13 protein-coding genes are annotated in these 13,519 nt (G+C 41.0%); all 13 read left to right on the forward strand.

Annotation, left to right across the window (positions count from 1 at the left end):
- Window positions 1-3: 3 nt before the first annotated feature.
- Window positions 4-618 (forward strand): guanylate kinase, encoded by a 615-nt coding sequence (gmk, locus tag KP78_RS11105; protein WP_041089912.1) that lies wholly within the window; start codon window positions 4-6, stop codon window positions 616-618.
- A 1-nt stretch (window position 619) separates the two neighbouring features.
- Entirely contained in the window at window positions 620-847 is a 228-nt protein-coding gene (rpoZ, locus tag KP78_RS11110; protein WP_041088958.1) for a DNA-directed RNA polymerase subunit omega, read from the forward strand.
- Window positions 848-919: 72 nt separating this feature from the next.
- Complete coding sequence (gene coaBC / locus KP78_RS11115; RefSeq protein ID WP_041089914.1) at window positions 920-2,173, forward strand: bifunctional phosphopantothenoylcysteine decarboxylase/phosphopantothenate--cysteine ligase CoaBC; 1,254 nt, start codon at window positions 920-922, stop codon at window positions 2,171-2,173.
- Window positions 2,167-4,578: a primosomal protein N' gene (priA, locus tag KP78_RS11120; protein ID WP_041088960.1), complete on the forward strand. Its 2,412-nt coding sequence runs from the start codon at window positions 2,167-2,169 to the stop codon at window positions 4,576-4,578. The genes coaBC and priA overlap by 7 nt, the downstream gene beginning before the upstream one ends.
- Before the next feature lie 23 nt (window positions 4,579-4,601).
- Window positions 4,602-5,087, forward strand: a complete 486-nt coding sequence (def, locus tag KP78_RS11125; RefSeq protein WP_041088962.1) for a peptide deformylase — start codon at window positions 4,602-4,604, stop codon at window positions 5,085-5,087.
- Window positions 5,084-6,037, forward strand: a complete 954-nt coding sequence (gene fmt / locus KP78_RS11130; protein WP_041088964.1) for a methionyl-tRNA formyltransferase — start codon at window positions 5,084-5,086, stop codon at window positions 6,035-6,037. Before def ends, fmt begins: the two co-directional genes overlap by 4 nt.
- Window positions 6,030-7,367, forward strand: coding sequence for a 16S rRNA (cytosine(967)-C(5))-methyltransferase RsmB (gene rsmB / locus KP78_RS11135; RefSeq protein ID WP_041088966.1), 1,338 nt, complete (start codon window positions 6,030-6,032; stop codon window positions 7,365-7,367). Before fmt ends, rsmB begins: the two co-directional genes overlap by 8 nt.
- A gap of 6 nt (window positions 7,368-7,373) precedes the next feature.
- Window positions 7,374-8,468 carry a dual-specificity RNA methyltransferase RlmN gene (gene rlmN, locus KP78_RS11140; protein ID WP_041088968.1) on the forward strand — a complete coding sequence of 365 codons (1,095 nt, stop codon included), beginning with the start codon at window positions 7,374-7,376 and terminating at the stop codon, window positions 8,466-8,468.
- A gap of 5 nt (window positions 8,469-8,473) precedes the next feature.
- Entirely contained in the window at window positions 8,474-9,229 is a 756-nt protein-coding gene (locus KP78_RS11145) for a Stp1/IreP family PP2C-type Ser/Thr phosphatase (protein ID WP_041088970.1), read from the forward strand.
- Entirely contained in the window at window positions 9,229-11,235 is a 2,007-nt protein-coding gene (pknB, locus tag KP78_RS11150; protein ID WP_041088972.1) for a Stk1 family PASTA domain-containing Ser/Thr kinase, read from the forward strand. Before KP78_RS11145 ends, pknB begins: the two co-directional genes overlap by 1 nt.
- Window positions 11,236-11,257: 22 nt before the next feature.
- The gene (rsgA, locus tag KP78_RS11155; RefSeq protein WP_041088973.1) at window positions 11,258-12,139 is read left to right on the forward strand and encodes a ribosome small subunit-dependent GTPase A; all 882 of its coding nucleotides are present in this window, start codon (window positions 11,258-11,260) and stop codon (window positions 12,137-12,139) included.
- 2 nt (window positions 12,140-12,141) lie between these two features.
- Window positions 12,142-12,792: a ribulose-phosphate 3-epimerase gene (gene rpe / locus KP78_RS11160; RefSeq protein WP_041088975.1), complete on the forward strand. Its 651-nt coding sequence runs from the start codon at window positions 12,142-12,144 to the stop codon at window positions 12,790-12,792.
- 79 nt (window positions 12,793-12,871) lie between these two features.
- The gene (locus KP78_RS11165; protein ID WP_041088977.1) at window positions 12,872-13,513 is read left to right on the forward strand and encodes a thiamine diphosphokinase; all 642 of its coding nucleotides are present in this window, start codon (window positions 12,872-12,874) and stop codon (window positions 13,511-13,513) included.
- Window positions 13,514-13,519 lie beyond the last annotated feature (6 nt).

The raw sequence follows: 13,519 nt of genomic DNA on the forward strand, positions 1-13,519 counted from the left end.
ATGATGAAAGAAAAGGGATTATTAATTGTCCTTTCAGGTCCGTCAGGTGTGGGAAAAGGAACGGTGAGAAAAGAATTATTTTCTCAGCCAGACATAACATTCGAGTACTCGATCTCGATGACAACACGTGTTCCTCGTGAAGGAGAAGTAGACGGTGTTGATTATTTTTTTAAATCCAGAGAAGAATTTGAAAAACTCATTGAACAGGACAGGCTGTTAGAATACGCTGAGTTTGTTGGCAATTACTACGGTACACCGGTAGACTATGTAAGAGACACCATCAACGATGGCCGAGATGTATTCTTAGAGATCGAAGTGCAGGGAGCAAGACAAATAAGAGATAAGTTCCCAGAGGGATTATTTATCTTTCTAGCCCCGCCAAGTCTTTCTGAGCTTGAAAACCGCCTTATTCATCGTGGGACAGAATCATCTCACGTCATTGCCAACCGTGTGGAGACAGCTAAGAAAGAACTGGAAATGATGAATTTATATGATTATGTTGTAGAAAATGACCAAGTAAAAAAAGCAAGCGAGCGAATAAAAGCGATCGTAGTAGCAGAACATTTGCGTCGTGAGCGAGTTGAAGCTCGCTACAAAAAAATGCTGGAGGTTAAATAATATGTTATACCCATCATCTGATTCATTAAGAAAGAACATTGATTCAAAATATTCATTAGTAAGTGTGGCTGCTAAACGTGCTCGCAACATGCAGGAAAAAGGTGATAAAGGTACGCTTGACCGCTATCATTCCATTAAATATGTTGGGCAGGCGTTAGAAGAGATTGCAGCCGGTCATTTAGTAATGAAGAAACCGCTTGAAGGAATTGAATATGCTGACGAAAAATAACAACCCATGGGTTGTTTTTTCTTTTACATTTAAGAAGTGAAAAAAGTATCCTTTTCATTCATAATGAAAGCAATGATTGTGAAACAGGGGAGTTGGAACACTGTGGAAAAGAATCGTATACTACTATGTGTTACAGGAGGAATTGCTGTATATAAAGCAGTGGCACTGACGAGCAAGCTGAGTCAGGCTGGTTTTGATGTTAAGGTGATGTTGACGAATAATGCGATGGAATTTGTTACTCCACTCACTTTCCAAGCAATGTCTCGTAATGATGTTTATTTTGACACATTTGACGAGAAGGATTCATCAAAAATTGCTCATATTGATCTTGCTGATTGGGCGGATTTAATTTTAGTAGCGCCTGCAACAGCTAATGCCCTTGGGAAACTAGCAAACGGAATTGCAGATGATATGATTTCTACAACTTTGCTTGCAGCGACATCACCAGTATGGATAGCGCCGGCAATGAATGTGCATATGTATGATCATCCAGCTGTGAAAAAAAATATTGATACACTACATTCCTTTGGACATCGATTTATCGAGCCATCGGAAGGTTTCTTGGCATGCGGGTACGTAGGAAAAGGAAGATTGGAAGAACCTGAGCAGATTGTTGCGCTAGTAAAAGAAAATCTGCATCGTTCGACCTCAGATATATTAAAGGGGAAAAAAGTGATGATTACAGCGGGTCCAACGAGAGAACATGTGGACCCAATACGATTTTTCACTAATCATTCAACTGGAAAGATGGGCTATGCGATTGCAAAGAAAGCTGCAGAATGGGGAGCGGAAGTAACGCTTATTTCAGGCCCGGTCTCATTAGAAGCACCAAAAAACGTGAAGCTGGTTCAAGTGGATACCGCTGAGGAAATGAGACAGGCAGTATTTGAACATTTTAAAGCCTCAGATGTTGTGATCAAAAGCGCTGCAGTGGCAGATTATCGCCCGGCAATAAAGCATCTGGAGAAGCTGAAGAAGCAAGATGGCTCGATGGTCATGGAATTTGAACGCACGACTGATATTTTAAAACAGCTTGGAGAAGAGAAAGAACATCAGATATTGGTTGGTTTTGCTGCTGAAACGCAAGATCTGGAACATTATGCCATGAAAAAGCTGCAATCAAAAAATGCTGACATTATCGTAGCAAATAATGTTAAACAAACGGGTGCAGGTTTTGGCGGCGATACGAACATTGTGAGTATTTTTCATCGAGACGGCTCTAAGAAGGAATTACCAATTCTTTCAAAGGAAGAGGTTGCGGAAGAATTGCTTAAAGACATCATTGACCTGGTAATCCATAAAGCACAAGGCCAGAATGAATTATGATCGCCTCTGTCATTGTTGATGTTCCAGCAAAACAAACAGATCGAGCGTTTGATTACCGAATTCCCCCTTCACTTGAAGGACTTGTTCGGCCAGGTATGCGTGTTGTTGTTCCATTTGGACCGCGCAAAATCCAGGGCTTTGTTATTGCTCTTTTAGAAAAATCGTCTTATGACAAACTGAGAGATATTGAAGACGTGCTAGATATTGTCCCTGTATTAAATGAAGAGCTATTATCGCTTGCTGAGTGGCTGTCAGAAGAAACGCTATGCTATCAGATTTCAGCTATGCAAGTAATGCTGCCAGCGGCTATGAAGGCGAAGTATGAAAAAAACTTTGAAGCCCTTGTTCCAGTAGAACAGCTTCCACAAAGTATTAGCAAGCATTTGGACAAAGAAGGAAGACTAAGCTGGAAAGAAGGAATAGAGAAAAAGCTGTTAAATGAACTTCAACAGCTTGTGACAGCAGGACAAATGGAGCTTAAATACGCGGTATCGAGTAAAGGGAAAAAGAAAAAAGAACGTGTTCTTTCTTTAGCGGCTTCCAGTGAAGAAGCGTTAGTTCTCCTTGATACGTTACCTCAACAAGCGGATAAACAAAAAAGAGTCATTCAATTTTTGTTAGATCACCAAAGTGATGAACAAAATGCAGCAACGGTGAAAGATGAAACAGGAGCTTCAAGCTCGACAATTCGGACAATGATTGACCGAGGCTACGTAATTGAAAGCTTCAAAGAAGTATATCGAGACCCGTACCAGGACCGAATGTTCCAAAAAACAAGCGCTTTTTCCTTAACGGAGGAACAGCAAACTGCTATTGGACCAATTTTGCAGAAGGTACATGACTATGAGCATGAAACATTTTTGCTTCATGGAGTTACTGGAAGCGGGAAAACAGAAGTCTATTTACAAACAATTGATCAGGTGTTAAGCCAAGGCAGACAGGCAATTATGCTTGTGCCTGAAATCTCTCTCACCCCGCAAATGGTCGAACGGTTTAAAGGTCGTTTTGGTGACCGGGTAGCAGTGATGCACAGCGGTTTATCCACTGGAGAAAAGTACGATGAATGGCGAAAGATTCATCGTAAAGAAGTTAATGTGGTCGTGGGAGCACGATCTGCGATCTTCGCTCCTTTTGAAAAACTAGGTGTGGTGATTATCGATGAAGAACATGAGATGAGCTATAAACAAGAGGATTCCCCTCGCTACCATGCTCGAGATGTCGCAATTGAACGGGCAAGACGTCACGGATGCCCGGTTATTCTAGGCAGTGCAACTCCTTCGTTAGAAACCTTTGCTCGAGCTCAAAAAAATCGATATCAGCTGCTGTCACTCACAAGGAGGATGAACAATCAGGAGCTACCCTCAGTAACAATTGTAGATATGAGGGAAGAACTGCGTGAGGGAAACCGTTCAATGTTTTCCCGCCAATTATTTGAACAGCTTACCCTTCGTCTTGAAAAGAAAGAACAGACGGTATTATTTTTAAATCGAAGAGGGCACTCTTCTTTTGTCATGTGCCGTGATTGCGGATATGTTATGCAATGTCCCCACTGTGATATTTCGATGACTTATCATCGACATTCAGAACAAATGAAATGTCACTATTGTGGACATGAAGATCGCGTTCCAGTTCAATGTCCAGAATGTCAGAGCGAGCATATTCGCTATTTTGGAACAGGAACACAAAAAGTAGAAGAAGAGCTGACCAAATTGATTCCTGAGGCAAGGGTTATTCGTATGGATGTAGATACAACGACGCGTAAAGGTTCACACGAAAAACTTCTAACTGCTTTTGGACAAGGAGAAGCGGATATTTTACTTGGAACGCAGATGATTGCAAAAGGACTTGATTTTCCAAACATAACGCTGGTGGGTGTGTTAAGTGCTGATACCATGCTGCATTTACCTGATTTTCGGTCAGCTGAAAAAACATTTCAGCTATTAACGCAGGTAAGCGGTCGTGCAGGCAGGCATGATAAAAAAGGAGAGGTTATTATTCAAACCTACTCCCCAGAGCATTATTCAATTGATCTAGCAAAGACACAGCAATTTGAGTTATTTTATAAACAAGAAATGATGATGAGAAGAATTGGACAATATCCTCCGTATTATTTTTTGGCTATGGTGACATTAAGTCATGAAAACCTGTTGAAGGTTGTCTCGGTATGTGAGGAAATTACCTCTCTTTTAAAACAGAAACTGTCAAATAACGCAATTATATTAGGGCCAGTTGCTTCACCGATTGCCCGGATCCAAAATAGATATCGGTATCAATGTTTGGTAAAATACAAAATGGAACCGGAGCTAAAGCCATTATTAAAATCAATTTTAGACACGTATCAACCAAAATCAACAAATGATTCATTGTTGATTCACATAGATGTGCAGCCATATATGATGTTATAGAAGGACTTGAGGAGGAATTACGTTTGGCGATTTTACCTATCGTAAAACACCCGAATAAGGTGTTGGAAACAGAAAGCATTACAGTAAAAGAATTTAATAAGGATCTTCATACATTGCTCGACAGTATGTATGAGACAATGGTAGAAGCAGATGGAGTGGGATTAGCTGCTCCGCAGGTTGGCATTAACAAGCGTATAGCTATAGTGGATTTGGATGATGACGAAGGAACGATAGAGTTGATAAATCCAACCATTATCACATCAGAAGGTAAGTCTGTAGATTTAGAAGGCTGTCTCAGCTTTCCTGGTGTGTATGGTGAAGTCGAGAGACCTGATGTTGTAATTGTACAAGCACAGGATCGAAATGGAGAATGGTATGAGATTGAGGCTGAAGGATATTTGTCTAGAGCCATCCAGCACGAGATCGATCACCTGCACGGCGTCTTGTTTACTTCAAAAGTGACACGATACATCGATGAAGAAGAGATAGAAGGGTACGGTGTGGAATGAAAAATGTAATCTTTATGGGCACACCTGAATTTTCCGTTCCAATTTTGCAGCAAATCATTAAAGACGGCTACAATGTCCAGGCTATTGTTACGCAGCCTGATCGTCCAGTAGGCAGAAAAAAACAATTGACCCCTCCCCCGGTAAAAGTTGAAGCGTTAAAACATGGAATCGAAGTCATCCAGCCTGAAAAATTGTCTGGATCAGCTGAACTCGATCGGATCAAAGCTCTTCAGCCTGATTTAATTATTACAGCAGCTTTCGGACAGCTTTTGCCAAAGGAATTACTTGAGATACCGGCGTTAGGCTGTATTAATGTACATGCATCGCTTCTTCCTGAACTTCGAGGTGGTGCACCGATTCACTATGCCATCATTCAAGGGAAAGAAGAGACGGGGATCTCCATTATGTATATGGCTGAAAAGCTTGATGCAGGGGATGTCATTACCCAACGAGCCATAAAGATAGATGAGATGGATGACGTTGGCTCGCTGCATGATAAATTAAGCGTAGTCGGTGCGGAACTTCTATCCGAAACGCTTCCCTCCTTAATTGAAGGAACGGCAAGCCGGACGCCACAAGATCATCAAGCGGCTACGTTTGCCTGGAATATTAAACGTGAACAAGAATTAATTGATTGGAGCCGATCTGGAGAGGAAATTTACAATCAAATTCGCGGACTTTACCCATGGCCCGTTGCCTATACTATGTATCAAGGGAAAGTGATGAAAATATGGCAAGTTAAGAAAATTCTTACAAAACACGAATCTGTGCCTGGTGTTATAATAGAGAAAACGGACCTAGGACCAGTCGTTGCTACTGGCAATGAAACAGCCATTTTAATTACGGAGCTGCAGCCATTTGGCAAAAAGAAAATGCTTGCGTCTGACTACTTGCGAGGAGCAGGAACTTCAATAACAGTTGGTGAAAGGTTAGGTTTTATAAATGACTAAACCATCGTATTCAGTTAGAGAAGCCGCACTGCATATATTAGACCAAATTGACAAAAACCAATCATACAGTAATCTTTTATTAAATCATGCCATACGCCAATTTGAGATTAAGGGACCTGATATAGGTTTACTGACTGAACTAACTTACGGTACGATTCAACGTAAACTTACTCTTGATTTTTATCTGACACCTTTTATAAAAAAGAAGGTGGAAGGCTGGGTGAGAAATTTACTTCGAATGAGTCTATATCAAATGCTTTATTTAGACCGTGTACCTGAGAGAGCTGCAATCCATGAAGCAGTAGAAATTGCGAAAAAAAAGGGACATAAAGGTATTTCGGGTCTTGTTAATGGCGTCCTTCGATCTATACAGCGTCAAGGAGTCCCATCTCTTGATACCATCAATGACCCGATCGAGCGATTATCCATTGAAACAAGTCACCCGCTATGGCTGGTTGCCCGATGGTCCGAGCAATTTGGCCTGACAAAGACACGTGAAATGTGTGAAACAAACTTGCTGCCACCTGTTCAAACAGCAAGAGTTAACCGGACACAATCATCAAAGGATGAGGTTTTACGATTGTTAGCTGAAGAAGGTGTGGAGGCAGAGGAAAGCAGAATCATTCCAGAAGGCATACAGATAAAACGTGGAAATATTGCCCACACGGAAGCTTTTCGATCAGGTTTTTTGACGATACAGGATGAGAGTTCTATGCTAGTAGCTTATGCATTGGATCCTAGACCTGGAGAAAGCGTACTGGATATGTGTGCAGCACCTGGAGGGAAAACAACGCATATTGCTGAAAGGATGAATAATGAAGGGAAAGTTCTTGCGCTGGATCTTCATCCACATAAAATTAAACTTATTCAAGAGAACGCATCAAGACTTGAGCTTACCAATATTGAAGGGCATGCTTTAGATGCTAGAAAAGTTCAAGAACGTTTTGAACCCGCTTCATTTGATCGTGTATTAGTTGATGCCCCATGCAGTGGGTTAGGCGTTTTAAGAAGAAAGCCTGATATAAAGTATGCAAAAAATGAGCGAGATCTTGAATCTCTTCAATCCATTCAACTTTCTTTGTTATCATCGGCAGTAGAAATGCTTAAGCCAGGCGGTACTCTAGTTTACAGTACATGTACAGTTGATAAGAAAGAAAATCATCAAACCGTCACTCAGTTTTTGGTGAAACAACCACAAATGAAGCTCGCGACGGCAGAATCTTTACCAGAAGCCATTCAACCACTTGTTCAAGAGCAAGTGCTTCAAGTATTTCCACAAGATTTCGGTGGAGACGGCTTTTTCATAGCGTGCTTTAAAAAAGGAGAATAATTTATTATGGTACAAGCAGTAGAAAGAAAGAAAAAGGAACAAGAAATCGTTCGAAAACCATCGATTTACTCGATGGAGCTTGATCAGCTAAAAAGCTGGTTAGTAGAAAATGGCGAGAAGCCATTTCGAGCAGAACAAATTTATAAATGGTTGTATGAGCAGCGTGTTGCAGAATTTGATGAAATGTCAAATCTATCAAAAGCTCTTCGTGAAAAACTTACTGAATCATTTTCATTAACTACTTTGGAAACAATCATCCAACAAACATCCAAAGATGGAACCATTAAATTTTTATTCCAATTACAAGACGGTTATTCAATTGAAACGGTATTGATGCGTCATGAATATGGCAATTCAATCTGTGTGACGACCCAGGTTGGCTGTCGAATTGGTTGTACTTTTTGTGCTTCCACACTTGGCGGATTAAAACGAAACCTTGAAGCAGGGGAAATCGTGGAACAAGTAGTAAAGGTTCAAAAAGCTCTAGATGAGTCAGGTGAACGTGTCAGTCATTTAGTAATTATGGGAATCGGAGAACCTTTCGATAATTACGATGCAATGATGAGCTTCTTGAGAACGATAAACCATGATAAAGGTCTTAACATTGGTGCTCGCCATATTACGGTTTCAACAAGCGGAATTATTCCGAAAATATACAAATTCGCGGATGAAAAACTTCAAATTAATTTTGCCGTTTCACTTCATGCACCAAATAATGAAATTCGTTCAAAATTGATGCCAATAAACAAAGCATATAAGCTTCCTGATTTAATGGATGCTATTCGTTATTACGTGGATAAAACGGGAAGAAGAGTTACATTTGAATACGGATTATTTGGCAGTGGCGTAAATGATCAGGTTGAGCATGCAGAGGAATTGGCTGATTTAATTGGCGATTTGAAATGTCATGTGAATTTAATTCCAGTAAACTACGTACCTGAACGTGATTTTGTACGAACAGAAAAAGATCAAATATTCGAATTTGAACGCACGTTGAAAAAAAGAGGAATCAATGTGACGATCCGCCGTGAACAAGGATCAGACATCGATGCTGCTTGTGGTCAGCTTCGCGCCAAGGAGCGTAAAGAAGAAACGAGGTGACGTCAGTGCAATTTGCTTTTTTAAGTGATCAAGGCATGGTTCGAAAGCTAAATGAAGATTCGGGTGGGGTTTATCCCCACCCCCTTGGTTATTATTTAGCGGTAGTGGCTGATGGAATGGGTGGACATCGTGCTGGTGATGTGGCAAGCGCAATGGCAGTTCGTTTACTGGAGGAGTATTGGAGAGAAATTCCACCACTTAAACGTCCAACTGAAGCAGAGGAATGGCTCTCATCAAGCATCGAGTCAATCAATGAAAAGCTTTATTCACATGCAGCCAATCATGAAGAATGTGAAGGAATGGGAACAACGATTGTCGCAGCTATTTGTACAAAGGAGTTTATCACCCTTGGAAATGTAGGAGACAGTCGTGGATACATATGGAACAATGAGCGGATTAGACAGATCACGGAAGATCATTCATTTGTCAATGCGCTTGTTCAGTCTGGAGAAATATCTCGTGAGGATGCTGAACATCACCCTAATAAAAACTTGCTTTTAAAAGCATTAGGTTCGGAAGGGAAAATTAAGCCTGACGTACGTACGATTGAATTTGAACAAGGTGATTTAGTTTTACTTTGTTCGGATGGGCTGTCCAATAAGATTACAGAAGCTTTTATAGAAGAGATAATGATAAATTTTCAATCGTTGGATGAGCGAGCTAAGCAGCTTATTGAAAAAGCGAATTCAGAAGGTGGAGAAGATAATATCACGATCGCGATGGTGGAGTTCAGTCCAGTCGTAGAAAGTGAGGGGATATAATGCTGATCGGAAGAAGGCTAAGCGGACGCTATAAAATTCTTCAGACCATTGGCGGAGGCGGTATGGCCAACGTCTATCTTGCTCATGATATGATATTAGACAGGGACGTTGCTGTAAAAGTACTTAGACTGGACTATGTTAGTGAAAATGAACTGATGAAACGTTTTCAGCGTGAGGCACAATCAGCCACCAGCTTAACACATCCCAATATTGTCAGCATGTATGATGTAGGTGATGAGGGGGAACTTTATTATCTCGTAATGGAGTATGTCGATGGAATGACGCTAAAGGAATACATTCAGAGAAATTCTCCTGTATCTCTTGAGCATGCCATTCAAATTATGAGTCAGCTTACCGATGCAATTTCTCACGCACATCATAATGGAATCATTCATCGGGATATTAAACCGCAAAATATATTGGTCGACCATGAAGGTCATATTAAAATAACAGATTTTGGTATTGCTATGGCGCTAAGTGCAACCTCTATTACGCAAACGAACTCTGTAATGGGGACGGTTCATTATTTGTCTCCGGAGCAAGCTAGGGGTGGAATAGCAACAAAAAAATCAGATATTTATTCTCTCGGAATCGTGATGTTTGAGCTCATCACTGGAAGATTGCCTTTCGAAGGCGAATCAGCAGTATCAATCGCACTAAAGCATTTGCAGTCCGAAATACCGCACCCATCAAAATGGATTCCTAATTTACCGCAAAGTGTTGAAAATGTAATTTTAAAGGCAACAACAAAGGATTCTTTCTATCGTTATGAGTCAGCAGATGAAATGCAGGAAGACTTGAAAACGGTTTTGGATAAAGACAGAGAGAATGAACCGGTATTTACTGTCGAACCAGATAACGATGCAACGCGGGCAATACCTGTCATTAGGGACGAACGGTCATTTACAAATATGGCTGATACAAAGGTTCGTAATGAATCGACGGTTGTGCAGTCTGCAAAAGATCCTGTTGAACAACAAGAAGCCCCAAAAAGAAAGCGAAAAAAATGGCCTTGGATCGTTTTGGTCACTTTACTCTTAATTCTTATAAGCGTTTCGACAATGGCGGCCATGGGCGTGTTTGGTCCAACGAGAATAGAGCTTCCAGACGTAGTCGGCGAAACAAGGGAAGATGCTGAGGACATACTTGAGGGATTAGGATTCACGATTGGTGAAGTCACATATGAGCCACACGAAGAGATACCTGCAGAAGAGGTGTTGAGAACGGATCCAAAAGCTGGCCGCGTGCTGGAGGAAGGCTCAGAAATTTCGTTATTTGTAAGCAGTGGAAAAGAAACCATTGAACTTGATAGCTATACTGGTCGCATATATGAAGATATTGAGTCTTTATTAAACCGACTTAAGTTCGAAGGAATTGAGATAGAGCGAGTATACGACTCTACAAGCATTGGAACCATTCTTGAACAAGACCCTGCACCTGGGGAAGAAATCATTCCAAGTGAAACGACATTGAGGTTAACGCTTAGTCAGGGTGAGGAAACGGTTGCCGTGGAAAGCCTTGTTGGAATGAACGCCTCTGAAATCGATTCTTTCGAGCAGCGTACAGGCTTAGTGGTCAATGTGACAAGAGAAGAATTTTCAGCCGAACAGCCGGAAGGGGTAATATTGTCACAGGACCCAGCGGAAGGAACTGAGCTTGAAGTCGGACGTTCTGTAAATGTTGTCGTATCAAGAGGGCCAGAGCCTCTTCCGCCAAGTACAGTGATTGTTCCTCTCACCATTCTATATGAAATGAAAGAAGAGCCGCCAGAAGAAGGAGAAGATCCTCCTGAAGTACCTGGAGAACCAATGCCGCAAACGATTAGAATATTTATTGAAGATCGTGATCGTAATATGACTGAGCCTGTTGAAGAATTTACGATAACAGAAACGACTGAAAAAAATATAAGACTGATTATTGAAGCAGGTCAAACTGGAGGCTATCGTGTGGAAAGAGATGGAGAAATCATCCTTGAACAATCGATACCTTATGACGAGAATCAATAATTCCAGGTAGAGGAGAGATTGAATGCCAGAAGGAAAAATCATGAAGGCACTTAGTGGTTTTTATTATGTTCAGGATGGAGACCAAATGATTCAATGCCGGGGGAGGGGAGTGTTTCGTAAACAAAAAATCACCCCGTTGGTAGGAGATTATGTAGAGTATCAAGCTGAAAACGATCGTGAAGGCTATGTTCTAGATATTGGGTCTCGTAAAAATGAACTAACACGTCCCCCTATTGCAAATGTAGATCAAGCAGTACTTGTATTTTCAGCAACCGAACCGGACTTCAGCACATCGCTTCTTGATCGATTTTTAGTTTTGGTAGAGAGTCATCAAATTGATCCGCTTATTTGTATTACGAAAATGGACCTTTTAACGAGCGATGACACGAAAAGAATAGAAGAGTATGCGAAGCAGTATGAAGAAATTGGTTATACGGTATTGCGTTCATCTGCAATATGGGAGGATGGCATGTCTACATTACTGCCTTACTTGCAAAACAAAATAACGGTTTTTGCAGGTCAGTCAGGAGTAGGAAAGTCATCAATCTTAAATGCGATTAGACCAGATCTTAAGTTGAAAACTGATCAGATCTCCTCTTCCTTGGGCAGAGGTAAGCATACGACAAGGCATGTGGAATTGCTCGCAATCGGGAGTGGATTTGTTGCTGATACGCCTGGATTTAGTGCGCTGGAGTTTATTGATCTTGAACTGGAAGCCCTTCCGACATGCTTTCCTGAAATGGTCCATTACGGGGAGCAGTGTAAGTTTCGCGGCTGTCTTCATATGAATGAGCCTAAGTGTGCAGTAAAAGGTGCAGTTGAAAATAAAGAGATTCAATCGTATCGATATCACCATTATCAGCAATTTTACGAAGAAATTAAATCAAGAAAGCCGAGGTATTAACAATGGTCAAATTAGCTCCTTCGATTTTGTCTGCTGACTTCTCTAAATTGGGGGAGGAGGTTCGTGACGTTGAAAAAGCAGGTGCAGATTACATTCACATAGATGTAATGGATGGCCATTTTGTTCCAAACATTACAATGGGACCTATAGTTGTCGGTGCGGTGCGTCCTGTTACTACATTGCCGCTGGATGTACATTTAATGGTTGAAGAACCAGACAGATTTATAGAAAGCTTTGCTAAAGCGGGTGCAGATATACTATCTGTTCATGTGGAAGCTACAAAACATCTGCATCGTACGATACAACTAATAAAATCGTACGGTGTTAAAGCAGGGGTTGTATTAAATCCTCATACACCAGTAGATGCGGTTAAGCAGGTGCTTCAAGACTTAGATCTCGTTCTTGTCATGACCGTGAATCCGGGATTTGGCGGACAATCTTTTATTGAATCAACTCTTCCAAAAATTAAAGAACTTCATAGGATGAAGGAAATTAACGGTTTCAGCTATGAAATTGAAGTAGATGGAGGCGTCAATGATCAGACGGCGCGTCAATGTGTAGAAGCAGGTGCGAATGTATTGGTTGCAGGCTCTGCCATATTTGATAAAACAGATCGAGCAGCTGCTATAAAACTTATTCGCTCAAATAGCTGAAAAAAGATTCCACTGGGTACAAAGGTGGAATCTTTTTTTCAGCAAATAATTTAGTAAAACGATAAAAGGGTGTGATCGATTGATTTATTTGGTTGGCGGAGCCGATGTGGATTTAAAATGGTTAAGAAGCCTCGATTCTCCTAAAGTTCAGTGGGTGGGTGTTGACAGAGGAGCAATAAGCATACTGAAAGCAGGATTGATCCCTGATTATGCATTTGGTGATTTTGACTCAGTAACACAGGATGAGCGTCAGGAGATAAAACGAATCGTTAAGCACAACGTGGAAGAGGCAGCGTCCGAAAAAGATGAAACGGATATGGAGTTGGCGCTTAATTGGGCACTCACACAAAAGGATGAAATTAAGTTATGTGCTGTGACGGGTCAAAGGCTGGATCATTTCTTTGGAAACGTTCAGCTTCTCTTATCGGAAAGAGTGTTGCATAGTGGAGTGGTGGTAGAAATCATTGACAAGCAAAATCGTTTACGCTGCATGTTGCCAGGGAGCGAGCTGATCCCAACAGATGACCAATTTCCTTATTTCTCTATTATCCCAATGACGCCAAAGGTAGAGGGTCTATCCATTGACGGTGTGAAATATCCATTGGTTAAAGCTGATGTATACATAGGAAATACATTGACGATAAGCAACGAAATTACAGTAGAAAAAGCGTCTATTTCATTCGAAACCGGCATAATAATGATCATAAGAAGCAAGGATTAATAAAAG

This window comes from Jeotgalibacillus soli, from assembly GCF_000829435.1.
Taxonomy (GTDB): Bacteria; Bacillota; Bacilli; order Bacillales; family Jeotgalibacillaceae; genus Jeotgalibacillus; species Jeotgalibacillus soli.

Coding starts and splice junctions, on each gene's coding strand:
- gmk (WP_041089912.1), top strand. CDS start 4: ATGAAAGAAAAGGGATTATTAATTGTCCTTTCAGGTCCGTCAGGTGTG.
- rpoZ (WP_041088958.1), top strand. CDS start 620: ATGTTATACCCATCATCTGATTCATTAAGAAAGAACATTGATTCAAAA.
- coaBC (WP_041089914.1), top strand. CDS start 920: ATGATTGTGAAACAGGGGAGTTGGAACACTGTGGAAAAGAATCGTATA.
- fmt (WP_041088964.1), top strand. CDS start 5,084: ATGAAAAATGTAATCTTTATGGGCACACCTGAATTTTCCGTTCCAATT.
- rsmB (WP_041088966.1), top strand. CDS start 6,030: ATGACTAAACCATCGTATTCAGTTAGAGAAGCCGCACTGCATATATTA.
- rlmN (WP_041088968.1), top strand. CDS start 7,374: ATGGTACAAGCAGTAGAAAGAAAGAAAAAGGAACAAGAAATCGTTCGA.
- pknB (WP_041088972.1), top strand. CDS start 9,229: ATGCTGATCGGAAGAAGGCTAAGCGGACGCTATAAAATTCTTCAGACC.
- rsgA (WP_041088973.1), top strand. CDS start 11,258: ATGCCAGAAGGAAAAATCATGAAGGCACTTAGTGGTTTTTATTATGTT.
- rpe (WP_041088975.1), top strand. CDS start 12,142: ATGGTCAAATTAGCTCCTTCGATTTTGTCTGCTGACTTCTCTAAATTG.